A 26,701-nucleotide genomic window follows, 5' to 3' on the forward strand; every position below is an offset into this window, starting at 1 on the left:
TGTACAACAAGACAATCCCTGATCCTTACTCACACCACCCAGCTGCTGGCACGGCTTTTCTCGGGAATGCACTATGTTAGTGACCTCATACGACTCTTTTATCGTCATCGTTTCGATTCTTGTTGCGATGCTGGCTTCGTTTACCGCGTTAGATATGGCGGGACGGGTGGTGCATTCAACCGGCAAGGTGGCGCTGGTGTGGCTGTTCGGCGGCGGTTTTGCCATGGGGATCGGCATCTGGGCGATGCATTTCATCGGCATGCTGTCGATGAACATGGAAATGGTGATGAGCTACAACGCCGGACTCACCGCGTTTTCAGCCGGCATCGCGGTCTGCGCCTCCATCTTTGCGCTGTGGCTGGTGTGCAACGGCGATTTGCCGTTACGGCGGCTGGCGGGTGGCGCGCTGATCCTCGGCAGCGGCGTGGTCGCCATGCACTATACCGGCATGGCTGCGTTGATGTTCTCACCGGGTATCGTCTGGAACTGGCGCTGGATCGCCGTGTCGGTGATCATCGCGCTGGCGGCTTCCGGCGCGGCGCTGTGGCTGGCTTTTAACCTGCGCGAAGGCCAGACCGGCCGGGTGACGCTGTTGCGTATCGGTGCCTCGGTGGTGATGGGCGCGGCTATCGCCGGCATGCACTACACCGGCATGATGGCGGCAGAGTTTCCGCTGCACAGCCACCCGACCACCCACGGCGTCAACAGCAACTGGCTGGCGATTCTGGTCACGGTGGTTACCATCTCAATCCTCGGCATCACGCTGCTGGTGTCGATGCTGGATGCCCGCATGCAGGCGCGCACCTCGATTCTGGCCAGTTCGCTGGCCGAGGCGAACCGTGAACTGGCCCAGCTGGCGCTGCACGATAACCTGACGCGCCTGCCGAACCGCATTCTGCTGGAGGACCGGCTGGAGCAGGCGATCAACAAGGCGAACCGGGAGCAGACCCAGTTTGCGCTGATGTTCATGGATCTGGATGGCTTTAAGGCGGTTAACGACGCCTTTGGTCACCATATTGGCGACAATCTGCTGATTGGCGTCACCGAGCGGATGAGCCAGCAAATGACCGGCTACTACACGCTGGCGCGGCTGGGCGGCGATGAGTTTGTGCTGCTGATTGAGATTGACGATCCTAATGATGCGGCTGCGGTCGCCGATAAGCTGGTGAAAGCGGTCGATCGTCCGTTTGATATTTCGCGTTATGAACTGGTGGTGTCGCTCAGTATCGGGATTGCGGTCTATCCGGGCGACGGCGAGGATGAGCGTGAACTGATGTTCAACGCCGATGCAGCGATGTACCACACCAAAAACAACGGACGTAACGGCTACACCTTTTTCCAGCCGTCGATGAACCTGCTGGCGCAGAGCCAGCTACAGCTCAATAACGATCTCTGGCAGGCGCTGGATAACAACGAGCTGCGCCTGTTCTATCAACCTAAATATTGTGCGCCACGCGGGCCGATCCTCGGTTTTGAGGCGCTGCTGCGCTGGCAGCATCCGCAGCGCGGTCTGCTGACGCCGGACCAGTTTTTACCGATGGCGGAGAAAACCGGGATGATCGTCGGCATCGGCAACTGGGTGATCAACGAAGCCTGCCGCCAGCTGCGACAGTGGCACCTGCAGGGCCATCCGCACTGGTCGGTGGCGGTGAATCTCTCGGCGCTGCAGTTTGAACAGAGCAACCTGGTGGAGACCGTCACCCGGGCGCTGGCGCAGCATGAGATCCCACCCGAGCTGCTGACGCTGGAGGTGACCGAAACCACCGCTATGCGCGATCCAGATGAGAGCGTTCGTATCCTGACCGAGCTGACTAAGCTTGGCGTGAAAGCCTCGATTGATGATTTTGGCACCGGCTATTCCAGCCTGCTTTATCTGAAACGTTTACCGGCCAGCGAGCTGAAGATCGATCGGGCATTCGTCAATGAACTGCAGCATCACAGCGAAGATGCCACCATCGTCTCGGCGATAGTGGCGCTGGCGCAGTCGCTGCAGCTCAAAGTGGTGGCCGAAGGGGTGGAAACGCCTGAGCAGCAGGCTTTTCTGACCAGCCTCGGTTGTAACACCCTGCAGGGCTATCTGCTGGGTAAACCGATCCCGCCTGACCGGGTCAACGAACTGGCTAATTTTGTCGGCGATGAAAAAGTGGACATCAGCGCGGCGCTGAAGCCTGGTGAACCGCCGTTAGCGGCACAGGTTTCGCCAGCCTGACCCCTGCTGGCAAGATAAGTGGCAAGCCCGGCCTGTCATTAGCCGTCGTGCATGGTAAAGTCTCGCGGGTGAAAAAGGAGAGGCGACCCGTGGCGAAATACCAGCGATTGATGGATGAAATTCAGCAGCAGATAGAGGCAGGCATCTGGTTGCCGGGCACCCGTTTACCCTCGTTGCGCCAGCAGGTTGCGCAGCAGGGGCTTAGCCTGATGACGGTGCTGCACGCCTACGAGCTGCTGGAGAGTCAGGGCTGGATCGTCTCCCGGCCGCAGTCTGGCTACTACGTCGCGCCGCGTGCCTTAGCACCGGCACCGCTCAGCGTCACCATCAGCGAGCAGGTCGATATCAACGACTTTGTGTTTGATGTGCTGCAGGCGACCCGCGATCCGGCCATCGTTCCCTTTGGTTCCGCCTTTCCCGATCCCGCACTGTTTCCGCAACGCCAGTTGATGCGCTCGCTGGCAAACGTCTCCCATCAGCTGACGCCAACCGATGCGCTGCACAATCTGCCGCCCGGCAATGCCACTCTGCGGCAGCTGCTGGCGCAACGCTATGCGCGTCAGGGCATTACCCTGTCGCCGGATGAGATCGTCATTACCAGCGGCGCGCTGGAGGCGCTTAATCTCAGCCTGCAGTCGTTAACCGAGCCGGGCGATTATGTGGTGATTGAGCAGCCGAGCTTTTATGGCGCATTACAGGCGATTGAGCGGCTGAAGCTCAAGGCGCTGGCGATTCCGGTTGATGCCCAGAACGGTATCGATCTGGTGCAGCTGGAAGAGGCGCTGCAGCGCTGGCCGGTCAAAGCGTGCTGGCTGATGACAACGCTACACAACCCGCTGGGCGTCACCTTATCAGCCGAGCGTAAGCAGCAGCTGGTGGCGCTGCTGGCGCGTTACCAGGTGCCGATGATTGAGGATGATGTTTATGCTGAACTCTGGTCAGGCGACACGCCACCGCTGCCCGCTAAAGCCTGGGATCGGCAGGGTCACGTGCTGCACTGTGGCTCATTCTCAAAGTCGCTGGTGGCCGGATTCCGCGTTGGCTGGGTAGCGGCCGGCCAGCATGCGCAGCGTATTCAGCGTCTGCAACTGATGAGCACCCTGTCAACCAGCGCGCCGATGCAGCTGGCGCTGGCCGATTTTCTCGCCACCCGACGTTACGACACCCACCTGAAACGGCTGCGACAGATTCTGGCGAAGCGCCAGCAGATGGTGCGTCAGGCATTGCTGAAAGTGCTGCCGCCGCAGGCGACGCTGAGCGAAGCGCGCGGTGGCTATTTCCTGTGGGTAACGCTGCCGGACAACATCAACACCACGCAGTTGTATCAGCAGGCGCTGGCGCAGGGGATCAGTATTGCACCGGGGCAGTTATTTTCGGCGGGGGAGCAGTTCAGTCACTGCTTTCGACTCAATACCGCCTGGCCGTGGGATACGCGGGCCGAGGCGGCAATTGAAACGCTGGGTAAGCTGATGGCGCAGGGTCAGACGCGCGCCGCTTCCTGATGTCCCCAGGTCAGGTAGTAGACATCATAAAAATCGACTTCGCCTTTTTGCGTCAGCAGGCGCTGGATACCGCTTTTAACCCGCTCTGGCGTCTCCGGCAGCGACAGGATACGTGACACCGCCTGCTCGGGAACCGGCTGGACGTAATACCATTCGCCGTTGTAGCAGACGCGCAGATCGAGCGCATCAATATCTTCGAAACGGTATTTAGGGTTGATATCCAGCAGCATTAAAAAGCTCATCACCAGCACGAACGCGGTGGCAAACCAGAAGGCTGGCCAGCCGAGCATTTCAGTCGTGAAGATCAGCGCGACGCACAGACCGTAGCACAGGTACATCACCGCCCACAGGCCGGGATGGTTTTTCAGAAATGAGAGGCTAAAGCGCGGCCGATTGTCGCGACGTTCTTCGCGGTTGAGCGTGGCGATCTCGTCGATCAGGATTTGTTTAATGGCTTCCATTTTTTTACCTCACTGTCATCTGTTAGCGATTAGAACAGATAACAGTCAAGAATATCAGAAACAGATTTGTGCACTTTTTATATAACAGTTGCCCTCATCACTGCGCCCGCCGCCTGACATTTTGCAACAATTTCGTGCAGTGATAACCACCATCCTCAACCGCTGCGCTATGGCATCGCAACATTGTTAACGACACATTTGGCTTTAGTTAGCAATATCAGTTAATTATGTTAATTGTGCTGGCTGGCGCACATTGCATTGTGGCCGGGCTTTGCCACACTTAGAAAAAAACCGGAGAACCTGTATGACTGTTCAATCCTCCAGTCTGATGTTGCTGATGTCGTTCGCCGCGGGCACTTTCTCTGCCGGGGCTTCTGACAATCCCCAGCACCTGATGCTCGCCAGCCCGTCGGGCGGCGTGCCAAATAACCCGTTACCCCTGATTATCTGGCCGCGCGTGGCGCCGGATGAAGCAGAGGATATCGCTGCGTGGTTTGAAACCACCTTCGGACAACACGGCTGGCCGCCAGCCTGGCGCTATCCGATCTTTCCCTATACCCATTATCACCCGAATACCCACGAACTGCTGGGTGTGGCGGCGGGCTGGGCGGAAGTGCTGTTTGGCGGCGACAGCGGCCGGATGGTGACGCTGCGCGCCGGTGATGCGGTACTGATCCCGGCGGGCGTCGGCCACAGGCAGGTCAGCGCCAGCGAAGATTTTCTGGTCGTCGGCGCTTATCCGCAGGGCATGTCACCGGAAACGCTACGTGACGAACCCGCTAAGCTGAAAATGTCGCAGGCGCAGGTCAAAAACGTTCCGCTGCCGCATCAGGACCCGTTTACCGGCAAAGAGGGTGCCATGACCGATATCTGGCAGCCGATTGCCGCACTGACCGCACAGCAATAAGCCAGAAACGGCGGCGAGTGCCTGCCAGGGCGTAGCCGCCCGATCGGCTGTCGCCACTCTGAAGCCAGGCTGTCACCGGGCTGTCATCAAACTGTCGTAGCGTTTTGCCCACAACGTTAACGGCAGGGGCAGAATGAGATGGCGGCAATTTCGTTAACCGGACTGCACAAAGCATTCGGGGCGCAGCCGGTACTGGACGCGATTTCGTTACAGATTCACCAGGGCGAGTTTGTTGCCGTTCTGGGACCGTCGGGCTGTGGCAAAACCACGCTGCTGCGGCTGCTGGCGGGTTTTGAAACCCTCGACAGCGGTGAAATCAGCATCGGTGAGCGGCGGGTCGCGGCTGACGGACTGCATCTGCCACCGGAAGCGCGCAATCTCGGCGTGGTGTTTCAGAACTACGCTTTATGGCCGCACATGACGGTGGCGGAAAACGTCGCCTACAGCCTGAAGGTCAACGGCGTGGCACGCGCCGAACGCGAGTTGCGCACCACTCAGGCGCTGACGCTGGTCGGGCTGGAGCGCTTCGCTGCTCGCCGGCCGGCCGATCTCTCTGGCGGCCAGCGTCAGCGCGTGGCACTGGCCCGCTGCCTGGTCGCGCGGCCTACGCTGGTGCTGCTGGATGAGCCGCTGGCCAATCTGGATGTCCACCTGCGCGCCACCATGGAAGAGGAGTTCCGCCGCTTCCATCGTCACAGTGGCGCCACCTTACTCTATATCACCCACGATCAACGCGAAGCGATGGCCTTAGCCGATCGCATCGTGGTGCTCGATCACGGCAAAGTGATGCAGTTCGCCACGCCGCAGACCCTGTGGCGCGAACCGGCTAACGAGATGGTCGCCACCTTTATTGATGAAGGACGGGTACTGCCGGTCAGCGATATTGAACCGCTCGATCCAGGCAAGGCGACCGCCACGCTGTGCGGGCTGCGGGTATTGCTGCGCTGCTCGCCTCAGCAGCGTCCGCTACCGCACGGCAAAGCCAGCTTCCACAACGTCAGTTTCCGCCTGGCGGATAGCGATGAACGTCAGTTTGCCGCCCGCGTCGAGCGGATTATCTTCCGCGGCGGTTACCATCAGCTCAATCTGCGCCCACTCAATCAACCGGATGTCAGCCTGTCGCTGACGCTTAACGATGCTGCATTACTGGCGGTGGATGACACCGTCGGCGTCGCCGTCGATGACGGCTGGATTCTTCCTGCATAAAGGGTTTCAGACACCATGAAAAGGGCTTTTCGCACCTCGTTTCACGCGCTGTTGTTGTTATCGGGCCTCACGGCCTCCTCTCTGTCGCTGGCGGCGGACGCGCCCGGCGGCAAGCTGGTGATCTACACCTCTCAGGCACCTGAAATTGCGCAACAGACCATCGACGCGTTTAAGGCCGCTTACCCGACAGTGGAGGTGGAGTGGACCCGCAACGGCACCACCCAGCTGATGAACGTGTTGCACACCGAGATGATGAGCGACCAGGTCAAACCTGATGTGCTGCTGGTGGCCGACGCGATCAATCTTGGCGCGCTCAAGAAAGAGGGCCAGCTTTATGCCTGGCAGGATGCGCCGGTCAGCCAGCTTAATCCCGCCTATTACGATGCGGATAAAACCTTCTTTGGCACCAAGATTATCGCCACGGTAATCGCTTATAACACCCAGCGCGCCAAACCGGTCACGAGCTGGAAAGCGCTGGCAGTGGCGGAAAACAAAGGTCAGATTGCGGTGCCGAGTCCACTCTACTCCGGCGCGGCGCTGTACAAGCTGCACACTGACATCAATACGCCGTCCATTGGCTGGGAATTCTATCAGCAGCTGGCCGCCATCGGCATCGCGCCGCAGGGCGGCAACGGACCGGCGCTGAAGGCGGTCGCCAGCGGCATGGATAAGTATGGCATGATCACCGACGCTGATATTATCCGCGCCAGAAAACAGGGCTCGCCGATCGATCTGGTCTATCCGCAGGAGGGCGTTTCCTACGTCACCGAACCGGTGGCGATCATGAAGTCAGTGCATAACCTGCCGGCCGCCAAAGCGTTTGTTACCTTTATGCTGTCGGAAGCGGGTCAGCAGCTGGTGGCGAAGCAGGGCAACCGGCCGATCGATTCGCGCGTGGCGGCTCCTGAAGGTTTTGCGCCAATTGATCAGATCAAACTGCTGACGCCGGACGTGGCGAAAGCGGTGGCCGATGACGCTGCGGTACGCGAAACCTTTACCGAACTGTTTGGTGGCTGACGATGAGCGTGCTGGGCAATGAATGGCGTAGCAGCCTGGCCGCCAGGCGCGGCAGATGGCGGGCGGAACCGCTGGTACTGGCACTGCTGGTGCTGGCGATCGGCCTGCTGTCGGTGGCGCCGTTTGCCCGGCTGATCGTCACCGCGCTGGCACCCGATGGCGTGGTGGACAGCCATCGCCTGCTGAGATTGCTGGTCAGCCAGCGCGTGCTCAGCGCCACGCTGAATACGCTGGCGATCGGCATCAGCGCAACCCTGCTGGCGCTGCTGCTGGGAACGGTGGCGGCGTGGCTGGTGGCGCTGACCGATCTGCGCGCCAAAGCGGCCTGGGTATTCGCCTTTATCCTGCCGCTGATGATCCCGCCGCAGGTGACCGCGCTGGCCTGGATACAGGCGCTGGCACCGGGAAGCTGGCTGGCCGCGCTGGTCAGCGCGCTGGGGGGAACCTGGCTGGCTGCTGGCGAACAGCCGCTCTATTCGGCAACCGGCATGGTGCTGCTGCTGGGCCTGCACAATGCGCCGCTGGTGTTTCTGACGGTGCGTGCCGGGCTGCGCCGTTTGCCCGCTGAGCTGGTGGAGGCGGCGCGCATCAGCGGTGCATCGCCCTGGCAAATTCTGTTCACGGTGATCCTGCCGCTGGCACGACCCGCAATCTTCGCCGGGGCGGCGCTGGCGTTTGTCGCCGCCGTTGGTAACTTCGGCATTCAGGCGATGCTGGGGATTCCGGCGCGGGTGCCGACGCTGATTACGCTGGTTTATCAGCAACTCAATACGCTCGGGCCGGGGGCGCTGCCCAATACGGCGGTCTATTCGATGCTGATTGCGCTGATTACGCTTGCCGGCATGCTGATCAGCAACTGGCTTGGAGGACGGCGTGACGTGCGGGTCAGCGGCTCGCCGCGTCCCTGGCACCAGCCGCTGCGGCGCGCCCGGCTGCCGGGTGAAATCCTTGCCTGGCTGTGGATGGTGATCACTCTGCTGCTGCCGCTCAGCGCCTTGCTGGTCACCGCCTTAACCCGCGGTTTTGGTCAGGCGCTGAATTGGCAAACCCTGACGCTGGAGAATTTTCAGCAGGCGCTGTGGGGCTATCCGGCGATCCGCCAGGCGTTCGTGACCAGCCTGTGGCTCACCGGCCTCAGCGCGATAGTGCTCAGCGTTATGGCGCTGTTTCTGGCGTTCTTTCTCAGCTGGCGTCGCAGCCGACTGGTGCGCGGGCTGGGGTTCGCCAGTGAGCTGACCTATGCACTGCCCGGCATTGTCACTGGCGTGGCGGCGATGCTGTTTTTCCTGCGGCCGCTGCCGCTGCTGGGGGTTTCCCTCTACGGCACGGTGTGGATCATTCTCGCGGCCTATCTGGCCAATTTCCTGGCGCTGGTGCTCAGGCCGACGCTGGCCGGATTCGCGCAAATCGAACCCTCACTGGATGAGGCGGCGCGCCTGTGCGGGGCGGGGCTGATGCGGCGGATGACTGATATTCTGTTGCCGCTGGCGGCACCCTCGGTGCTGGCTGGTGCGCTGCTGGTGTTCCTCACTGCGCTGAATGAAATACAGGTTTCGGTGCTGCTGGTGACTGCGCAAACCCAGACGCTTGGCCCGACCATTATCTTCCTTGATGAAGGCGGATCGGCACCGCTGGCGGCGGCGGTTGGCTGCCTGATGATTGGCGTGGTGCTGGGCTTAATGTTGCTGGCCAGCCGGCTGACGCGCCGTCTGCCGCAGGGGGTGCTGCCATGGCAAGCCTGACGGTAATCAGCGGCGTCGGCGGTAAACTGCCGGCCGCTTTCCTGCTGGAGGTCGAGGGCTACCGGCTGCTGTGGGATTTGGGCGCCGGGCCGGAGCCTGGCGTCCGGCCCGACGTCGCCGCCATCGGCCAGGTTGATGCGCTCTGCCTGACCCATTCCCACGTTGATCATGCGGCCGCGCTGGATAGCTGGGCCGGGATTGGTTCACCGCCGGTCTATGCCAGTGACATCACCTGGCAGCAGCTGGGCGAGTGCGGCGTACCGCCTGAGGCGCGACGCATCCTGCCGCTGCGTGGCCAGTGCGCGCTGGGGCCGTTGAATTTGTTTACCGGACGCAGCGGGCATTCGCCGGGATCGATCTGGTTTCATCTGCCGATAGCAGGTGGCATCACCTATATGGGCGACTGGAGCCGCGAATCGCTGCTGTTGCCGTTTGATTGCCCGCCGCGCGCCCGGCTGCTGATCACCGATGGCTCCTATGGCGACCGCACCCAACGGCTGGCGCAGCAGGTCGACGCGCTGGCGCTGGCAGCACGCTCGGGCGCGGTGGTCACGGCGCCGCTGCACGGACGCGGACCGGAGATGGCGTTGCAGCTCAGCGCGCGCGGGCTGCCGGTGGTGATGTGCCCGCAGGTGCGGGAAGAGGTGGCGCAGCTGCTGGCGCTCAACAGCCTGCCGGTTGCCGCCACGCTGGCACTGGCCAGATTGCTGCGCGTCGCCACCCCGGACTGCTGGCGACCGGACGCGGTAATCGTCGCGGCGGATGCGGTCGCCGACAGTGGCCTGGCGGCGCAGCTCAGCCAGCAAGCCGGGTTTCGCCTGATCTTCAGCAGCCACGTCTCCGCCGGAACCCGTGCCTTTGAGATGCTGCAAACCGGTACGGCACGCTGGTTGCCGTGGAACGTCCATCCACCGCTCGACGACCAGCTGACGCTGATCAGACAGACGGCCGCCCGGCAAGTGATCGCGGCGTTCGTCGCGCCGGAACAGTGTCAGCAGCTGATAAGACAAAGTCCGGCAACGCTCTGCTGGCAGCCTCATTATTCGCTCTGCTCGCGCTGGGAAAGCGTCGCCTGACGCATCGCCATTGCCGCGTCTCTCCTCTGGCTGACGCGGCGGCACGATTGAATATTTACCCGCTGCTGCCGATAAACCTCCTACTAAGTTTGGTGATTCTTCTTATTGCGCTTGTGATCCCGGCCCATTTCGGCTGTAGTCTGCGCACATTATTAAGAACATTCCTAAGCCACTATCCGGCTACACAGCAGCAGGCTAAAAACAATGGATAATAACGCTGATGTCATCTATCGCATGCTGGTACAAAGCGTGATGGATTACGCCATCACTATGCTAAAACCGGACGGCACCGTCGCCAGCTGGAACCCCGGAGGCCAGCGCACTCTGGGCTATACGGCAGACGAAATTATCGGCCGCAGCGTCATCCTGCTTTACAGCGAAGAGGATCGTCGCCGGGGCCTGCCGCAGCGCGGACTGGATCTCGCCGCCACCGCCGGACAGTATGAAACCGAAGGCTGGCGCTATCGCAAAGATGGCAGCGCGTTCTGGGCGCATGAAGTGATCAATCCGATGCGCAGCGATGCCGGTCAGCTGGTGGGATACGCCCAAATCATCCGCGACTGTACCCGGCAGCAGGAGCATCAGCGCAAAGAACGTGAGCAGGAGGCGCGCTTTCGCCTGCTGGTCGAAGGCGTCACCGATTACGCTATCTATATGCTCGATCACGACGGCAACGTAGTGAACTGGAATGCCGGTGCCCAGCGCGCCAAAGGCTACGTTGCCGAAGAGATTGTCGGCCAGCACTTCTCGCGCTTCTACAGCGCGCAGGATCGGCTCAATCATCTGCCGGCTCAGAACCTGCAAACCGCTTATCGCACCGGCCGTTTCGAAGATGAGGGCTGGCGCTATCGCAAAGATGGCAGCGCGTTCTGGGCGCACGTGGTGATCGATGCGATCCGCGACGATCAGGGCAAACTGATCGGCTACGCCAAAATCACCCGCGACTGCAGCGAGCAGCAGCGCATCCGTAACCTGCAGCGTGACCAGGAGCAGCGTTTCCGCCTGCTGGTCGAAGGCGTAACCGATTACGCTATCTATATGCTGGATATTGAGGGGCGGGTGGTGAACTGGAATGCCGGTGCCCAGCGCGCCAAAGGCTACAAGGCGGACGAGATCGTCGGCCAGCATTTCTCCCTGTTCTACAGCGCGCAGGAACGGCTGAACCGCACGCCGGAAGCCAACCTCGGTATTGCACTGAAGACCGGTCGCTTTGAAGATGAGGGCTGGCGTTACCGCAAAGATGGCAGCGCGTTCTGGGCGCATGTGGTGATCGACGCGATCCACGATGATGACGGCAAGCTGGTGGGCTTTGCTAAAATCACCCGCGATCGCACCGAACGACGTGAACAGGAGCAGCAGGTGCTGCGCGCCCGCGATCTGGCTGAGGCGCAGAGTGCGCAGAAAACCGCGTTGTCGAAGTTCCTCGACAACATCATCGCCAATATTCCCTCCTGCGTGATCGTCGAAGATGCGATCACCCGTGAGATCCTGCTGGTCAACGATCGTTCGCAGCAGCTGTTTGGCCTGTCGAAATCGCTGATCGTCAACAAACGGCCACACGAGTGTATGTCGCCCGAGCTGAGCGACTATTTCAACAACCTTGCCGATGTGGCGCTGCGCAGTGAAGGCATCCATCAGCGTGAGCAACTGCTGATGACCGCCAGCGGCGAACGCATTCTGCATACCCGCGCGACCGCGATCAATGGCCAGGATGCGCGACGTAATTACCTGATGCTGATTGTTGAAGATGTCACCGATCAGCGTGCCGCCGACGCCCGCATTCACCATATGGCGCACCATGACAATCTTACCAGCCTGCCCAACCGCATCCTGTTTCGCCAGCGTCTGAGCGAGGCGTTGCGCACCGCCAGCCAGACTGAGCGTCAGACGGCGGCACTCTGCCTCGACCTGGATAACTTCAAGAACGTCAATGACGCGCTGGGCCACCAGATTGGCGATGAGCTGTTACGCTCGGTGGCAAAACGTCTGCGTAGTACCCTGCGCGATCAGGATACGCTGGCGCGCATTGGCGGCGATGAGTTTGCCATTGTGCTGCCTTCAGTGACCAGCAGCGAGGAAGCCAGCATCGTGGCGCAGCGCCTGATCGAGGCGATTCGGCCGCCGGTTAATATTGAAGGTCATAACCTGTCGGTCGGACTGAGCGTCGGCATCGCGCTCAGCACCACCATCACCAATACGCCGGAACAGCTGCTGCGCTGCGCCGATATGGCGCTGTATGAAGCCAAACGCAATGGCCGTAATCGCTTCGAGCATTTCACCCTGGCGATGGATGACGTGGCGCGCAGCCGGCGCGTGATTGAGAATGATTTGCGCGATGCGATCAGCGGTGGGCACCTCAAGCTCTACTATCAGCCGATCACCAACGGCGACAACAAAACCATCATTGGCTATGAAGCGCTGATGCGCTGGCATCATCCGATCCGCGGGCTGATCATGCCGAACGACTTTATACCGATCGCGGAAGAGACCGGGCTGATCCACATGCTGGGGGCTTTCGCCTTGTATGAAGCCTGCCGTGAAGCATCAAGCTGGGAAGGGGTGCAGTCGGTGTCGGTTAACCTGTCACCGCTGCAGTTCAAAAACAGCTCGCTGGTCTCCGTGGTGGAAGGCGCGCTGACGGAATCGGGGCTCGACCCGGCCCGGCTGGAAGTGGAGATCACCGAGTCGGTATTGCTGGATGACTCGCTCGGCAATATCCGTACCCTGCAAAACCTCAAGGCGCTGGGGGTTCAGATTGCGCTGGATGATTTCGGCACCGGCTACTCTTCACTGAGTTATCTGCGATCCTTCCCGTTCGATAAGATCAAAATTGATAAGTCGTTCATTAATGATATGGGTGACAGCCGCGAGGCGCTGGCGATTATCCGGGCGATTACCGGCATGAGCCGCAGCCTGGACATTCAGATCACCGCAGAAGGCGTGGAGAGCAACGAACAGTTCGCTAAGCTGCGTGATGAGGGCTGTACGCTGTTCCAGGGCTTCCTGTTCGGACGTCCGCAGCCCTCGGAGCTGCGGCTGAAAACGCTGGATTAATCATACAGGCCATGCTGCTGGACCGGCGCATGGCTGAGATTATCGCGGATGCGGCGCACCGAATCGCGCACCACCAGTTTGCCATTCAGCAGCAGCGTGCCGGGCGGTGCGCCCGGATGCAGCCGCAGTTCCTGCAGCATTCTGACGGCCGCCGCGCCCAGTTCATCACGCGGCACCTGGACTGAGGTCAGCGGAATATCGTGGATGGCGGCCAGATTAAAGCCATCCATGCTCATCACCGAAATATCCTGCGGCACCCGCAGTCCGGCCTGCTCCAGCGCGCTGACCGCACCGGCCGCGATGTAGTCACCGCTGGCCAGAATCGCCGTCGGGCGCAGCGCTTCAGGGCAGTGGCGCAGATATTCACTCAGCCGTTCCGCCGCTTCATTGCTGCTGAAGCTGTTGAGGGTCAGCAGATGCTGACGGCTGTCAAAACGCAGATTCATTGCGTGCCAGGCGTCGCGCACGCCCTGCAACCGCTGCTCCATGGTGTAACGGCGCAGGCAGTGCAGCGACAGAATCTGCCGGTGTCCCTGCTCAAACAGGTAGCGCGCCGAAAATTCACCAATCAGCTGATGATGCGGCGAGACCGAAGGTAAACGCATCCGGCGATCCCGGGCGTTAATCAGCACGCAGGGCTTGTTCATCTCTGCCGCCAGCTGGTGGATATGCTCATCATCAATGCCGATCAGCAGTGCGGCCTCGGTCTGCTGCATCTTATCGATAAACAGCGCCGCATCACTCTCAATCTCCTCCAGCGCGCAGTAGCGCAGCCTGACCTCATGCGGTTCCACCGCCTGACTGATACCCTGAATCACCTTGTAGTAGAAAATGTCGCTGCGCACGTCAAACGCGCGTGGCGGCGCAAACACCATCAGATTATTCAGCAGCAGGCGACCACTGTGCAGGTTGTCCAGCACGCCCTGCTGCTGAGCAATGGCCAGCACCTTGTCACGGGTGGCGGGGCGGGTATTCGCTTTGCCCGCCAGCACCCGCGATACGGTGCTGATCGAGACGCCACTTAACGCCGCAATTTCACTCACTTTCAGCCTTTGTTTCATTCTGTGATCGCCTTCAAATCTGCTGATGAAAAATTTTTCATAGCGTGCTGAATCGCGTCAGATAAGCGATTGACCACACTTTTTGCGCTGGCGTTAGCCTGCCATGAAAAGAGTTGCAAAAAAGAGGCTGTACCCACGTTTCACACTTTTCTAACGTCGTTGCACAGACACGCGGTACGCCTGCCAGCGGTGTGAGTCATCAATGCATATCAGGAGTGGCACTATGAGCCTCGATTCAACAACCAAGCCGATCAGCGCCTCGCGCACGGTGCGCGTGATTAAAAATTTACGCTGGTGGATGCTGGGGATGTTTCTGCTGGGGGTGACGGTTAACTACATCACCCGCAACTCGCTCGGTATCCTGGCACCGGAGTTAAAAAACAGCCTCAACATGAGTACCGAACAGTATTCGTGGGTAGTGGCGGGATTCCAGCTGGCCTACACCCTGTTCCAGCCGGTCTGCGGCTGGCTGATCGATGTGATTGGCCTGAAGATGGGGTTCCTGATTTGTGCGCTGATCTGGTCGGTGACCTGTCTGCTGCATGCGGGTGCCGGCAGCTGGCTGCATCTGGCGCTGTTGCGTTTCGTGATGGGCGCGTCAGAAGCGGCCGCGACACCGGCCAATGCCAAAGCGATTGGTGACTGGTTCCCGAAACAAGAACGTCCGGTGGCCGCCGGCTGGGCAGGTGTTGGCTTCTCGGTCGGCGCGATGCTGGCCCCGCCGATCATCTACCTTGCCCACATCTCTTTTGGCTGGCAGGGCGCGTTTCTGCTGACCGGCGGGCTGGGTCTGCTGTGGGTCGGGCTGTGGTGGTGGGGCTATCACGCACCCGACCGCCATCCGCGTCTTTCCGATGAAGAGCGCGCCTTTATTAATCAGGATAACGAAGCGGTGGGTGAGAAGCTGCCGTTCTTTACCGCGTTAAAAGTGATCGGCAAAGAGAAGAAATTTTACGGTATCGCCATTCCGGCCTTCCTGGCGGAACCGGCCTGGGCGGTGCTGAGTTTCTGGGTGCCGCTCTATCTGGCGAACGAACGCGGCATGGATCTGAAACAGATTGTGATGTTCGCCTGGCTGCCGTTCCTCGCCGCCGATCTCGGCAGCGTCGCCAGCGGCTATCTGACCAAACTTTATGTGCGCTGGTTCGGCCTGACCCGGGTCAATTCAATCGTCGCCAGTTCCGTCACCGGCGCGCTGCTGATGGTCTCGCTGGCGCTGATGACGCTGGTTGACGATCCCTGGCTGGCGATTGCGCTGATTTCAGTCGGCGGCTTCGGTCACCAGGTGATCTCCTGCATGCTGAGCGCGCTGGTGGTGGAGCGCTTTGATCGCCGCCAGATGGCGACGGTTAACGGTATGCGCGGCTCCTGCGCGTGGATCGCCAGCTTTATTTTCTCGCTGATTATCGGTGTCACCGCCGATACCATCGGCTTCAATCCGCTGTTTGTGGCGATGGGCTTTTTTGACCTGATTGGCGCGGTTTTCCTGGTGATGTTGATCGCCGAACGCCGCCAGCGCCCGGTAAACCATTAAGGATATCCCGATGAAAACCCTGAAGAACTGGACACTGCATCAGCAGGCTGCGCATTTCGTTGAGCTGAAGGTGGAGGATCGTCATTTTCTGCGCATCTATGTGCTCGAAGAGGGACTGATGCGGGTGCTGCTGAAGCGCGACGGCCAGCTGGCGCTGAACCGCACCTGGAGCATTGCGCCCGGTCAGGATGTGCCGTGGCAGGGCCGCGATCGTGAAGCGCTGGACGGTTTTGCGCTGCCCGGCTTTACGCTGGTGCATGATGCGCAGCAGGTACAGATCGGCACCGGACGGCTGCGGGTCACGGTACATCAGCCGCTCTGCCTGAGCTGGGAGCAGTTCGATGGTACAAACTGGCAACCGCTGGCGGCTGACCGTCATACCGGTGCCTATTTGCTGAACGTCCACGGCGACGGCGTCGAACACTATCAGCGCCGTCAGCCGCAGGATCGGGTTTATGGCCTGGGTGAAAAGAGCGGCGATCTGAATCGCGCCAACCGTCGCTTCGAGATGCGTAATCTGGATGCGATGGGCTACAACGCCGCCAGCACCGATCCGCTCTACAAACATATCCCGTTTACCCTGACGCAGCGCGACGGCGTCAGTTTCGGCCTGTTTTATGACAATCTCAGCAGCAGCTGGCTCGACCTCGGTAACGAACTGGATAACTACCATCTGCCTTATCGCCGTTATCGCGCCGAGGCTGGCGATCTTGATTACTACATGATGCTGGGGCCGACGCTGCTGCAGGTCACTAAAGCCTTTGTGCGACTGACTGGCCGCACGCTGTTTCAGCCGAAATGGAGCCTCGGCTACAGCGGTTCGACCATGCACTACACCGATGCGCCCGACGCGCAACAGCAGCTGCAATCGTTTATTCGCCTGTGCCGTGAGCATGAAATTCCCTGCGACTCGTTCCAGCTGTCGTCGGGCTATACCTCGATTAACAATAAGCGTTACGTCTTCAACTGGAACTACGACAAAGTCCCTGACCCCAATGCGCTGAGCGAGGCGTTTCATCGTGCCGGCATGAAGCTGGCGGCCAATATCAAACCCTGTCTGTTGCAGGATCATCCGCGCTATCAGGAAGTGGCCGCGCAGGGGCTGTTTATTCGTGATTCCGAACAGGACCGTCCCGAGCGTTCGGTGTTCTGGGACGATGAAGGGTCGCACCTCGACTTTACCCATCCGCAGGCGGTGCGCTGGTGGCAGGAGAATGTCACCCGTCAGCTGCTGGAAAAGGGCATTGATGCCACCTGGAACGACAACAATGAGTATGAGGTGTGGGATGGTGAAGCACGCTGCCACGGCTTCGGTCAGCCGATCGCCATCAAGCATATCCGGCCGGTGATGCCGTTGCTGATGATGCGTGCCTCAATGGAAGCGCAGCAGCAGTTTGCGCCCGACAAACGGCCCTACCTGATATCGCGATCCGGCTGTGCCGGGATGCAGCGCTATGTGCAAACCTGGAGCGGCGACAACCGGACCAGCTGGCAAACCCTGCGCTACAACATCCGCATGGGGCTGGGAATGAGCCTCTCCGGACTGTACAACGTCGGCCATGACGTCGGCGGTTTTTCTGGCGACAAGCCCGATGCCGAGCTGTTTGTGCGTTGGGTACAGAATGGCGTGATGCATCCGCGCTTTACCATTCACTCCTGGAATGACGATCACACGGTCAACGAACCCTGGATGTATCCGGAGGTGACGCCAATGATCCGCGAGGCGATCCGGCTGCGCTATCGCCTGATGCCGTATCTCTATACCCTGGCGTGGCAGGCCAGTGAGCAGGATGAGCCGATGCTGCGTCCGACCTTTCTCGATCATGAACAGGACCCGCGCAGCTGGCAGGAGAATGATGACTTTATGCTGGGACGCGATCTGCTGGTCGCCAGCGTGGTTGAGCAGGGCGCGCGGCAGCGTGAAGTTTATCTGCCGCATAACGGCCAGGGTTGGTATGACTGGCACAGCGGCCAGTGGTTTGTCGGTGGTCAGCAGATCACGCTGGATGCGCCGCTCGATCGGCTGCCGTTGCTGGTTCGTGCCGGGGCGGTGATTCCGCTGGGCGAGTGTGAAAGCACCACCGATGCGCAGCGGGATACGGTCCGTCAGTGGCAGTTATGGCCGGCGCCCGCTGATGGGGTATCGCACGGAGAGGTTTTCGACGATGACGGTGAGAGTTATGGCTGGCAACAGGGAAATGCGCTGTGGCTGAACTGGACGCTGAGCAGCAGCGCCACGCGGATCGATTTGACGATTGAAAAACGCGGTGATTACCAGCCAGCATGGCGTGAAATCAGCCTGCGACTGCCCGCGGGTGAAACCCGGCCGCTGTGGGTTAACGGCGAGCCAGCAGACGTTTACCGGCTGGACTAAACAGCGCAGCCGGTGGAAACACCGGCGCAGCAGAAAAAGGTCGGCCCATTTACCGGGCCGATAGTATTACGCGGAGTGGTTTTCGGTGCTCATCCGGCCAAGATCTTTATCGACCAGGAACAGACCGTTACCGCTGTTGCTCACCATTGCCAGTTTATCCAGCACGGTTTTGAACAGCTTCTCTTCTTCGTGCTGCTCAGCCACGTACCACTGCAGGAAATTGAAGGTCGGGTAGTCCTGTGAGGTCATCGCCGCATGCACCAGCTCGTTGATTTTGGTGGTGATCAGCTGCTCGTGCTCCAGCGCCTGCTGCAGGATTTCATTCAGTGAGGTGAAAGAGACCGGCGGCGCGGCAATGGTGCCCAGCACCGGCATCGCGCCAGTGTCGCTCAGATAATCGAACAGGCGCTGCATGTGTTCCATCTCTTCACGTGAGTGCATTTTCAGGAATGAGGCGGCGCCTTCAAATCCTTTGTCGCTGCACCAGGCACTCATTTGCAGATAAAGATTAGCGGAGAAAAATTCCAGGTTCAGCTGGTCGTTCAGACGCCCAGTCATTTCAGCAGTCAGCATGGCCGAGTCCTTATAAGAATATGTTAAATAAACAGGTGAGAGGCGATGAATTATGCATCAAACATGTTAGCAATGTGAAGCCTTTTCGGCAAAACAGGCTAATTTATCTGGTTGATTTAAATAGAATTATTTCACAAATTGAATGCGACGGATTCTCATTTTTCATCAACCTTATGGCTTCACCCACTGGCACCATTATAGTGCGAAACCGGACGGTCTGACTGAATCATGCTGGTGCAGGCTGTTTTCCGTTGATTTAAATTCCAGCAATCTGATTTCAGCCGGCAAATATTATTTTGCTGGTTATCCCTCACCTGCTAATTAATTTCAGCCCGTGCGCACCGAATATTGCTCCGTCAGGCTGGCGATGGCGATAAATAATCAGTCTGCTGGCCGCTCTGGCATAAATCCTGCTTAGAACTTAGTTCCATATATTGAAACTTACCGCGCCGCGAAACCGCCGGCGGGTCAGCCTTATCGGGAGAAAATAATGTCGGAACAGAGTGTGGTTAAGGCGGAAAAGGTCAGTGCCGGAAAAGGCAGCTATGTGGCGTTAATTTTTGCCATTCTGTTTTTCTCCGGGCTGTTTTATCAGGTTGATGGGCTGAAATGGCTGGGGGCATTTGACTTCACCACGCTGGGCGGCAGTTTTGGCACCATGAAAGATCCTGCCAGCAACACCTTTCTGGGGGCTGGCGGACTCAGCGCCAAAGCAGGCTTCCTGTTTGCGTTATCCCTTACGCCGACCGTGATGCTGGCGCTCGGCGTACTGGAAATCTTCACCCACTACGGGGCGATACGCGCGGCGCACCGGCTGCTGACGCCGTTACTGAAACCCTTAATGGGGCTGCCGGGACGCTGCGGGCTGGCATTAATTACCGACCTGCAAAGTACCGATGCGGGTGCGGCGTTAACCAAAGAGATGTATGACCAGAGGCAGATCGGTAAAAAAGAGGTGGTGGTAATGAGCGCCTGGCAATATTCCGGCGCCGGTTTAATCAACAACTATTTTGCTATCGGTTCGGCGCTGTTTGCCTCAATGACGCTGCCAATCATCATCCCGCTGATTTTAATGCTGGTGCTGAAATTTGTCGGTGCGGCGATTACCCGCTTCGTGTTAAACAGTGTTTATAAAAAGGATTTCAGCGATGGAAACCAATAAAGTCGTCAGCGTCAGTAATAACCCGTTTGATGTGTTTGTCACCGGCGCGCGTAAAGGCTTTCATATTGCCATTCATAATCTGATGCCCAATGTGGTGATGGCGTATGTGCTGGCGGAAGTGCTCAATCTGCTCGGTATTATGCAGTTTCTCGGCCAGCTGTTTGCACCGGTGATGGGCGTATTCGGCTTGCCGGGCGAAGCAATTACCGTGCTGCTGACTGCCTGGCTCTCCTCGTCTGCCGGGACCGGTGTGGCGGTCAGCCTGCTGACCAAAGGGCTGCTGACCGGCGCTGATGTGACCGTACTGGCGCCAGCGATCTTTCTGATGGGATCGCAACTGCAATATATGGGACGGCTGCTGGGCGTGGCCGATGTGCCAAAAAAATACTGGCCGCTGCTGATGCTGGTGAGCATCATCAATGCGCTGATCGCGATGTTTGTTATGCGTCTGTTTATTCAGGAGTGAAGCCGTGTCTGAGGTATTAGAGCATTACCATTTTCTGCATGAGATCCCGGAACTGGGATTCCAGGAGGTAAAAACCTCCGCTTACATCGCCGGGCAACTGGAGCAGGCGGGTCTGAAGGTGACACGCAACATTAATAACACCACCGGCATTGTGGCGGAGATCGACAGCGGAGTGCCCGGCCCGGTGCTGGCGCTGCGCGCCGATATGGATGCGCTGGGGCACATCATCGATGGCGTGCCCTGCGCGCGTCACACCTGCGGCCATGACGGTCACTCCTCGGTGGTGCTGACGGCGGCGACGGCGCTGCTGAAAGAGGGCGCTGTGAAGCGCGGCCGGCTGAAAATTCTGTTCCAGCCGGCGGAGGAGCTGGGCGCGGGCGCGCTGGCGATGGTAGAAGGCGGCGCGCTGGATGACGTGGAGATGATTCTGGGTTTTCACCTGCGGCCGCTGGAGGAGTGCGTGGTCGGGCAGGCGGTGCCTGCGGTACTCTACTCGGCCTGCAGTACGCTGGAAGCGACCATTAAAGGTCAGCCGGCTCACGCGGCGCGCCCGCATCTCGGTGTCAACGCGCTGGATGCGGCAGTGCAGGCGGTGAATGCGGTCAACGCACTGCACCTTTCGCCGGGCCTTAACTGGAGCGTTAAAGCGACGCGTTTCCTGTGTGACGCGGGCGTGACCAACTCGGTGCCGGACGAAGCGCGGGTGGTGTGGGATCTGCGCTCGCAGGAAAATGCTCCGATGGAGCTGCTGAAAGAGCAGGTCACGCGCGCCATCGTTAACAGCGTGGCGGCGCTGGGGGCCACGGCGCAGGTCAGGGTATTGAAAGAGATGCCTGCGGCAGAGATCGATGATGAGGCGACGGCGGTGATCCGCGCAGCGATTGTCGAGGTGCTGGGAGAAGAGGGGCTGCTGCCGACTAAAACCACCCCAGGCAGCGAGGACTTTTTCTACTACCCGGTAAAACGCCCCGGCGTGAAGGCGGGCTTCTGGGGATTGGGCACCAACCTGACGCCAGGTCTGCATCATCCCGATATGCGCTTCGATCTCGATTCGCTGGAAATTGGCGTGCAGATCTTTAAAGCCTGCGTCCGCAAGGTACTGGGCTGATGATGTCGGGACGGGCGCTGGCCTGTCCCGGCCGTTTGTCGGGTTCAGCGACCTGAGCCACTGACCAAATCCCCCGCCTTCCCCTGTAGGCCGCGCGCGCAAAATATTGTATGCTATGCCGCCTTAAAGCTGACCAGGTAACCGGAATTCACGCCAATGTAACTTCGCGCTGACCCGCCGACGACGTAATGTCGCCTTCGGCACCGTTTACCCGCCGGTAAGGTTCTGCCGGCCACCGTGATTTATCAGCAGCGCCAGACAGAGAGCGCTGCTCCATTGAGAAGAATTCACTCATGTCTAATCCCTTTTTAGAAGAGGTGGCACGCCGCCGCACCTTCGCGATCATTTCGCACCCGGATGCCGGTAAAACCACCATTACCGAAAAAGTCCTGCTGTTCGGACAGGCTATCCAGACCGCCGGTACGGTAAAAGGCCGTGGCTCGAATCAGCACGCCAAATCCGACTGGATGGAAATGGAGAAACAACGTGGTATCTCCATCACCACCTCGGTGATGCAGTTCCCTTACCGTGAAAGCCTGGTCAACCTGCTGGATACCCCGGGCCACGAAGATTTCTCGGAAGATACCTACCGCACCCTGACGGCGGTTGACTGCTGTCTGATGGTGATCGACGCCGCCAAAGGCGTTGAGGATCGTACCCGTAAGCTGATGGAAGTAACCCGTCTGCGCGATACGCCGATCCTGACCTTTATGAACAAACTTGACCGTGACATCCGCGATCCGATGGAGCTGCTGGATGAGGTCGAAAGCGAACTCAAAATCGCCTGTGCGCCGATTACCTGGCCCATCGGCTGCGGCAAGTTGTTTAAAGGGGTTTACCACCTTTATAACGATGAAACCTATCTCTACCAGACCGGTAAAGGCCACACCATTCAGGAAGTGCGTATCGTTAAGGGGCTGAACAACCCGGATCTCGATACCGCGGTGGGTGAAGATCTGGCGGCGCAGCTGCGTGAAGAGCTGGAGCTGGTGCAGGGCGCATCACACGAGTTCGAGCAGGAAGCGTTCCTCAATGGTGAGCTGTCGCCGGTATTCTTCGGTACTGCACTGGGTAACTTCGGCGTGGATCATATGCTGGATGGCCTGGTGTCATGGGCACCGCGTCCGATGCCGCGTAAAACCGATACCCGTACCGTCGAAGCCAGCGAAGAGAAATTTACCGGCTTTGTGTTCAAGATTCAGGCCAATATGGACCCGAAACACCGCGACCGCGTGGCCTTTATGCGTGTGGTGTCGGGTAAATATGAAAAAGGAATGAAGCTGCGTCAGGTCCGCACCGGCAAAGATGTGGTGATTTCCGATGCGCTGACCTTTATGGCCGGCGACCGCTCTCACGTTGAAGAAGCCTATCCTGGCGACATCATCGGCCTGCATAACCACGGCACCATTCAGATCGGCGATACCTTCACTCAGGGTGAAAACATGAAGTTCACCGGTATTCCGAACTTCGCGCCGGAGCTGTTCCGTCGTATTCGCCTGCGCGATCCGCTGAAGCAGAAACAGCTGCTGAAAGGGCTGGTTCAGCTGTCGGAAGAGGGTGCAGTGCAGGTGTTCCGTCCGGTACACAACAACGATCTGATCGTGGGTGCCGTCGGGGTGCTGCAGTTCGATGTGGTGGTGGCGCGTCTGAAGAGCGAATATAACGTCGAAGCGATCTATGAAGCGATCAACGTCTCTACCGCGCGTTGGGTTGAGTGCGACGATGCGAAAAAATTCGAAGACTTCCAGCGTAAAAACGAGGTTAACCTCGCGCTGGATGGCGGCGATAATTTGACTTATATCGCGCCGACCATGGTGAACCTGAATATTACCCAGGAACGTTATCCTGACGTCAGATTCCGTAAAACCCGCGAGCACTGATCGCACGCTATCCGGGCCATTCCAGCAGGAAATGGCCCTGTTTTCCCCGCTACAGACTCCTCCTAAAAAACGGCTTTTCCTCTCGTTTTGACGTGTGATCAACCAGTTAGCCAGGCAAATCGCGAAATGCCGTCTATGATTATTCTATCGGACGGCGGAAGAGACTTCTCTTGTCCTTACGTCCTGTAACCCAGCGGCGCCGTTTGCTGCTGTTGCGCCCACAGTTTTGGGCGAGTTAACTGATAGAAGGAATATATCGATGAACAAGACTAAGATTGCCAAAACCCTGATGGCTGCAATGATTGGCTCAGCACTGATCAGCGGCAGCGCGCTGGCCGACGAGTCGCTTTCCCAGAAAGCGTCGCAGACGGCAGACAGCACGGGTGCGAAAATCGATAGTTCTATGAAAAAAGTCGATGGTTATATGGATGACAGCGGCATCACCGCCAAAGCCAAAGCGGCACTGGTTGACGATGACGCGATTAAAAGTACGGATATCTCGGTAAAAACTCATCAGGGCGTGGTGACCTTAAGCGGTTTCGTCACTTCCCAGGATCAGGCTGAAAAAGCTGTGGCCGTGGTGCAGAAAATCGAAGGTGTTAAATCTGTCAGCGACAAACTACACGTTAAAGACAGCAAATCCCAATCGATGAAAGGTTATGCGGGCGATGCCGCTACGACCAGCGAAATTAAAGCTAAGCTATTAGCGGATGATATTGTTCCGTCGCGCAACGTAAAAGTTGAAACCACCGACGGCGTTGTTCAGCTTTCAGGGCAGGTTGCAAATCAGGCACAGTCAGACCGTGCTGAAAGCATCGCTAAAGCCATTGAAGGCGTGAAAAGCGTTAAGAATGACCTGACGGTTAAATCTTAATGGTAACCGTGCGGTCGCGTCACTGCCGGCCGCACGGATAAAAGATACCCATCCGGGGATGAAATAAGCAGTTCGATTTTCAATAGGGTAAGGAGAGGCTTATGTTTCGTTGGGGCATTATTTTTCTGGTGATCGCACTGATTGCTGCAGCGTTAGGTTTTGGTGGTTTAGCAGGTACAGCAGCATGGGCAGCTAAAGTTGTCTTCGTTGTTGGTATTATTCTGTTCCTCATCAGCCTGTTTACCGGCCGTAAAAAGCTTTAGCCGATGAGTCCTGCAGTTTAATGCAAAGCAAGTAAGCATAAAGCGGAGACCAGTCATCTGTAGCCAGATCAGTGAGAAGCGGGATTTTTTCACACGGCTACATGGGCAGCCCCCCTGCGCGGGCTGTCCGGCTAAAGGATTGTATGACTGGTTCTCCGGAATGCTGCTGGATAGACGTTAACATCCATCAGCCTGCCCGTCGGAACCCCATCTGAGGTTCACACAGTGGGTATTCGCATTCCTGTTACGCTCGGCGCCATTGAACCTCTTGCGCTGACCCCTTTCAAATCGCATAAAATTGCGCTGGTCTGTGAAGGCGGCGGTCAACGCGGCATTTTTACCGCCGGTGTGCTTGATGAATTTCAGCGTGCCCGATTTAATCCGTTTCAACTGCTGCTCGGCACCTCTGCTGGCGCGCAAAACCTCTCTGCGTTTGTCTGCGGCCAGCCAGGCTATGCCCGCCGCGTGATCACCCGTTACACCACCAATAAACTCTTTTTTGATCCGCTGCGTTTTGTTCGCGGCGGTAATCTGATCGATCTCGACTGGCTGGTGGAAACCACCCGCAGTGAATTTCCGCTGGCGATGACCAGCGCTGAAAAAATGTTCTCGCGCGGGCTTGAGTTCTACATGTGCGCCTGCCGCAGCGACGACTATACGCCAGGCTATTTCACCCCTACGGCAGACAACTGGCTGGAGCTGATTAAAGCCTCCAGTGCCATTCCCGGCTTCTACCGGCTGGGCGTCAATCTCGAAGGGATTAGCTATCTGGATGGCGGCATCAGCGATGCGATTCCGGTGCGGGAAGCGGCGCGCCGTGGCGCAGACACCATTGTGGTGATCCGCACCGTGCCTTCTCAGATGTTTTATACGCCGAAATGGATTAAGCGGATGGAGCGCTGGCTAAGCACCGGTGCCTTTCAGCCGATGATTAACGTGCTCAATCATCATGAAAAAAGCTACCGGGAAATTCAGCAGTTTATTGAAAATCCGCCCGGTGACTTACGGATTATTGAGATCTTTCCGCCACATGTGCTGGCCAGCAGTGCGCTGGGCAGCCGTATTTCGTCGCTGAACCAGGATTACCATCTTGGACGGCGCTGCGGCCGCTATTTTCTCGCCACGCTGGGCCAGTGGTTAAGCGACGCAGAGCCACTGACGCCGCGTATCGTCACGCCGCCGGCACCGGTGGCCAATGCACCGGACAACCGCGAGATTATTACGCCGCCGCTGGCGGATAATGATGCGGATTACGATAAAGGATCGCTGGCATGAGGTTTATCGATACCCACTGTCATTTTGATTTCCCGCCGTTTGAGGGTGATACCGTCGCCAGCCTGGCGCGGGCTGCGGCGGCTGGCGTCGAGAAGATCATCATCCCGGCGATCGATGCCAGCCGCTTCAGCCGGGTGTGCGAACTGGCGGCCGGACATGCTGCGCTCTACGCCGCGCTCGGGCTGCATCCGATTGCCATAGAAGCGCATCAGGAAGCGCATCTCGGTCGGCTGGAGGAGAAGCTTAAGCAGCGACCGCGCAAGCTGGTGGCGATCGGCGAGATCGGGCTGGATCTCTACCGCGACGATCCGCAGTTTGAGAAGCAACAACGCTTTCTTGATGCCCAGCTTAAGCTGGCGAAACGCTACGATCTGCCGGTGATCCTGCACTCGCGTCGTACCCATGACAAACTGGCCCAGCATCTGCGTCGCCACGATCTGCCGCGTCGCGGGGTGGTACATGGCTTCGCGGGTAGTCTGCAACAGGCGCAGGCGTTTATTAAGCTCGGCTATGCGATTGGGGTCGGCGGCACCATCACCTATGAGCGCGCCAGCAAAACCCGGCAGACGCTGGCGCAACTGCCGCTCTCCTCGTTGCTGCTGGAAACGGATGCGCCGGATATGCCGTTAAAAGGCTTCCAGGGCCAGCCCAACCGGCCTGAACGGGCGCGCCAGGTGTGGGAGACGCTCTGCACCCTGCGCGACGAGCCACCTGAAGTCATTGCCGGGGCGCTGTGGCGCAACAGCCAGCAGCTGTTTCAGCTCGATCCGGCTTTTCCCGCCATCCTTAATCAACCCGCTAAGCTTTAACCTATGCCGGTCTGCGCGACTAAATGTGATAATAGTAACATTTGGCTGGCTGGCGTATAATGGGCTGTTAACGGTGTTAAATGCGATTCTGATCACGGTAAGCGTGGCATAATTGCATCATTTTCTTATTCCGATGTGACTGCTGGCA

21 protein-coding genes are annotated in these 26,701 nt (G+C 58.7%); 18 read left to right on the top strand and 3 right to left on the bottom strand.

Going from position 1 to position 26,701, the window contains the following annotated elements; genetic code table 11:
* Positions 1–73: 73 nt before the first annotated feature.
* Both ABIB18_RS21180 and ABIB18_RS21185 read left to right on the top strand, forming a co-directional pair.
* Positions 74–2,209 carry a putative bifunctional diguanylate cyclase/phosphodiesterase gene (locus ABIB18_RS21180; RefSeq protein ID WP_354475591.1) on the top strand — a complete coding sequence of 712 codons (2,136 nt, stop codon included), beginning with the start codon at positions 74–76 and terminating at the stop codon, positions 2,207–2,209.
* Positions 2,210–2,298: 89 nt separating this feature from the next.
* Complete coding sequence (locus tag ABIB18_RS21185; protein WP_031377794.1) at positions 2,299–3,711, top strand: aminotransferase-like domain-containing protein; 1,413 nt, start codon at positions 2,299–2,301, stop codon at positions 3,709–3,711.
* Here ABIB18_RS21185 and ABIB18_RS21190 read toward each other — a convergent pair.
* Positions 3,690–4,172, bottom strand: a complete 483-nt coding sequence (locus ABIB18_RS21190) for a YlaC family protein (RefSeq protein ID WP_031377795.1) — start codon at positions 4,170–4,172, stop codon at positions 3,690–3,692. The genes ABIB18_RS21185 and ABIB18_RS21190 overlap by 22 nt on opposite strands.
* A 304-nt stretch (positions 4,173–4,476) precedes the next feature.
* On the opposite strand from ABIB18_RS21190, the gene ABIB18_RS21195 reads away from it, so the two are divergent.
* The 6 genes from ABIB18_RS21195 (at position 4,477) to ABIB18_RS21220 (ending at position 13,174) form a co-directional block, all read left to right on the top strand.
* Complete coding sequence (locus ABIB18_RS21195) at positions 4,477–5,079, top strand: cupin domain-containing protein (RefSeq protein ID WP_354475594.1); 603 nt, start codon at positions 4,477–4,479, stop codon at positions 5,077–5,079.
* 138 nt (positions 5,080–5,217) lie between these two features.
* The gene (locus ABIB18_RS21200; RefSeq protein ID WP_046289244.1) at positions 5,218–6,285 is read left to right on the top strand and encodes an ABC transporter ATP-binding protein; all 1,068 of its coding nucleotides are present in this window, start codon (positions 5,218–5,220) and stop codon (positions 6,283–6,285) included.
* Between the two features lie 15 nt (positions 6,286–6,300).
* On the top strand, positions 6,301–7,302 hold the full coding sequence (locus tag ABIB18_RS21205; protein WP_354475596.1) for an ABC transporter substrate-binding protein: 1,002 nt from the start codon (positions 6,301–6,303) through the stop codon (positions 7,300–7,302).
* Between the two features lie 2 nt (positions 7,303–7,304).
* Positions 7,305–9,044: an ABC transporter permease gene (locus ABIB18_RS21210; RefSeq protein WP_159222749.1), complete on the top strand. Its 1,740-nt coding sequence runs from the start codon at positions 7,305–7,307 to the stop codon at positions 9,042–9,044.
* Entirely contained in the window at positions 9,032–10,120 is a 1,089-nt protein-coding gene (locus tag ABIB18_RS21215; protein ID WP_354475598.1) for an MBL fold metallo-hydrolase, read from the top strand. Before ABIB18_RS21210 ends, ABIB18_RS21215 begins: the two co-directional genes overlap by 13 nt.
* 204 nt (positions 10,121–10,324) lie before the next feature.
* Entirely contained in the window at positions 10,325–13,174 is a 2,850-nt protein-coding gene (locus ABIB18_RS21220; RefSeq protein ID WP_031377066.1) for a bifunctional diguanylate cyclase/phosphodiesterase, read from the top strand.
* Here ABIB18_RS21220 and ABIB18_RS21225 read toward each other — a convergent pair.
* Entirely contained in the window at positions 13,171–14,235 is a 1,065-nt protein-coding gene (locus ABIB18_RS21225; RefSeq protein ID WP_031377067.1) for a LacI family DNA-binding transcriptional regulator, read from the bottom strand. The genes ABIB18_RS21220 and ABIB18_RS21225 overlap by 4 nt on opposite strands.
* A gap of 223 nt (positions 14,236–14,458) precedes the next feature.
* On the opposite strand from ABIB18_RS21225, the gene ABIB18_RS21230 reads away from it, so the two are divergent.
* Positions 14,459–15,769 (top strand): MFS transporter, encoded by a 1,311-nt coding sequence (locus tag ABIB18_RS21230; protein WP_031377068.1) that lies wholly within the window; start codon positions 14,459–14,461, stop codon positions 15,767–15,769.
* A 10-nt stretch (positions 15,770–15,779) separates the two neighbouring features.
* Positions 15,780–18,143 (top strand): glycoside hydrolase family 31 protein, encoded by a 2,364-nt coding sequence (locus ABIB18_RS21235; RefSeq protein WP_354475601.1) that lies wholly within the window; start codon positions 15,780–15,782, stop codon positions 18,141–18,143.
* 66 nt (positions 18,144–18,209) lie between these two features.
* On the opposite strand, the gene ftnA is transcribed toward ABIB18_RS21235, so the two are convergent.
* Positions 18,210–18,716 carry a non-heme ferritin gene (gene ftnA, locus ABIB18_RS21240; RefSeq protein ID WP_089561944.1) on the bottom strand — a complete coding sequence of 169 codons (507 nt, stop codon included), beginning with the start codon at positions 18,714–18,716 and terminating at the stop codon, positions 18,210–18,212.
* 490 nt (positions 18,717–19,206) lie between these two features.
* On the opposite strand from ftnA, the gene ABIB18_RS21245 reads away from it, so the two are divergent.
* The 8 genes from ABIB18_RS21245 to ABIB18_RS21280 all read left to right on the top strand — a co-directional run bounded on the left by ABIB18_RS21245 (position 19,207) and on the right by ABIB18_RS21280 (position 26,553).
* Complete coding sequence (locus tag ABIB18_RS21245; protein WP_031377071.1) at positions 19,207–19,878, top strand: nucleoside recognition domain-containing protein; 672 nt, start codon at positions 19,207–19,209, stop codon at positions 19,876–19,878.
* Entirely contained in the window at positions 19,865–20,344 is a 480-nt protein-coding gene (locus ABIB18_RS21250) for a YjiG family protein (protein WP_031377072.1), read from the top strand. The genes ABIB18_RS21245 and ABIB18_RS21250 overlap by 14 nt, the downstream gene beginning before the upstream one ends.
* A 4-nt stretch (positions 20,345–20,348) precedes the next feature.
* On the top strand, positions 20,349–21,452 hold the full coding sequence (locus tag ABIB18_RS21255) for a M20 peptidase aminoacylase family protein (protein ID WP_069728827.1): 1,104 nt from the start codon (positions 20,349–20,351) through the stop codon (positions 21,450–21,452).
* Positions 21,453–21,745: 293 nt separating this feature from the next.
* Positions 21,746–23,332, top strand: coding sequence for a peptide chain release factor 3 (gene prfC / locus ABIB18_RS21260; protein WP_031377074.1), 1,587 nt, complete (start codon positions 21,746–21,748; stop codon positions 23,330–23,332).
* 259 nt (positions 23,333–23,591) lie between these two features.
* Entirely contained in the window at positions 23,592–24,206 is a 615-nt protein-coding gene (gene osmY / locus ABIB18_RS21265; RefSeq protein ID WP_031377075.1) for a molecular chaperone OsmY, read from the top strand.
* Positions 24,207–24,307: 101 nt separating this feature from the next.
* Positions 24,308–24,469, top strand: a complete 162-nt coding sequence (locus ABIB18_RS21270; protein WP_003848537.1) for a DUF1328 domain-containing protein — start codon at positions 24,308–24,310, stop codon at positions 24,467–24,469.
* Positions 24,470–24,694: 225 nt separating this feature from the next.
* The gene (locus tag ABIB18_RS21275) at positions 24,695–25,744 is read left to right on the top strand and encodes a patatin-like phospholipase family protein (RefSeq protein WP_279810217.1); all 1,050 of its coding nucleotides are present in this window, start codon (positions 24,695–24,697) and stop codon (positions 25,742–25,744) included.
* Positions 25,741–26,553 carry a TatD family hydrolase gene (locus ABIB18_RS21280; protein WP_354475605.1) on the top strand — a complete coding sequence of 271 codons (813 nt, stop codon included), beginning with the start codon at positions 25,741–25,743 and terminating at the stop codon, positions 26,551–26,553. Before ABIB18_RS21275 ends, ABIB18_RS21280 begins: the two co-directional genes overlap by 4 nt.
* Positions 26,554–26,701 lie beyond the last annotated feature (148 nt).

Origin of the sequence: Pantoea sp. UYEF8, from assembly GCF_040546285.1 — a bacterium.
Taxonomy (GTDB): Bacteria; Pseudomonadota; Gammaproteobacteria; order Enterobacterales; family Enterobacteriaceae; genus Pantoea; species Pantoea brenneri.

Excerpts from the sequence above, each read along its gene's own strand:
- ABIB18_RS21180 (WP_354475591.1), top strand. The coding sequence starts at position 74 with ATGTTAGTGACCTCATACGACTCTTTTATCGTCATCGTTTCGATTCTT.
- ABIB18_RS21190 (WP_031377795.1), bottom strand. The coding sequence starts at position 4,172 with ATGGAAGCCATTAAACAAATCCTGATCGACGAGATCGCCACGCTCAAC.
- ABIB18_RS21195 (WP_354475594.1), top strand. The coding sequence starts at position 4,477 with ATGACTGTTCAATCCTCCAGTCTGATGTTGCTGATGTCGTTCGCCGCG.
- ABIB18_RS21200 (WP_046289244.1), top strand. The coding sequence starts at position 5,218 with ATGGCGGCAATTTCGTTAACCGGACTGCACAAAGCATTCGGGGCGCAG.
- ABIB18_RS21205 (WP_354475596.1), top strand. The coding sequence starts at position 6,301 with ATGAAAAGGGCTTTTCGCACCTCGTTTCACGCGCTGTTGTTGTTATCG.
- ABIB18_RS21210 (WP_159222749.1), top strand. The coding sequence starts at position 7,305 with ATGAGCGTGCTGGGCAATGAATGGCGTAGCAGCCTGGCCGCCAGGCGC.
- ABIB18_RS21215 (WP_354475598.1), top strand. The coding sequence starts at position 9,032 with ATGGCAAGCCTGACGGTAATCAGCGGCGTCGGCGGTAAACTGCCGGCC.
- ABIB18_RS21220 (WP_031377066.1), top strand. The coding sequence starts at position 10,325 with ATGGATAATAACGCTGATGTCATCTATCGCATGCTGGTACAAAGCGTG.
- ABIB18_RS21225 (WP_031377067.1), bottom strand. The coding sequence starts at position 14,235 with ATGAAACAAAGGCTGAAAGTGAGTGAAATTGCGGCGTTAAGTGGCGTC.
- ABIB18_RS21230 (WP_031377068.1), top strand. The coding sequence starts at position 14,459 with ATGAGCCTCGATTCAACAACCAAGCCGATCAGCGCCTCGCGCACGGTG.
- ABIB18_RS21235 (WP_354475601.1), top strand. The coding sequence starts at position 15,780 with ATGAAAACCCTGAAGAACTGGACACTGCATCAGCAGGCTGCGCATTTC.
- ftnA (WP_089561944.1), bottom strand. The coding sequence starts at position 18,716 with ATGCTGACTGCTGAAATGACTGGGCGTCTGAACGACCAGCTGAACCTG.
- ABIB18_RS21245 (WP_031377071.1), top strand. The coding sequence starts at position 19,207 with ATGTCGGAACAGAGTGTGGTTAAGGCGGAAAAGGTCAGTGCCGGAAAA.
- ABIB18_RS21250 (WP_031377072.1), top strand. The coding sequence starts at position 19,865 with ATGGAAACCAATAAAGTCGTCAGCGTCAGTAATAACCCGTTTGATGTG.
- prfC (WP_031377074.1), top strand. The coding sequence starts at position 21,746 with ATGTCTAATCCCTTTTTAGAAGAGGTGGCACGCCGCCGCACCTTCGCG.
- osmY (WP_031377075.1), top strand. The coding sequence starts at position 23,592 with ATGAACAAGACTAAGATTGCCAAAACCCTGATGGCTGCAATGATTGGC.
- ABIB18_RS21270 (WP_003848537.1), top strand. The coding sequence starts at position 24,308 with ATGTTTCGTTGGGGCATTATTTTTCTGGTGATCGCACTGATTGCTGCA.
- ABIB18_RS21280 (WP_354475605.1), top strand. The coding sequence starts at position 25,741 with ATGAGGTTTATCGATACCCACTGTCATTTTGATTTCCCGCCGTTTGAG.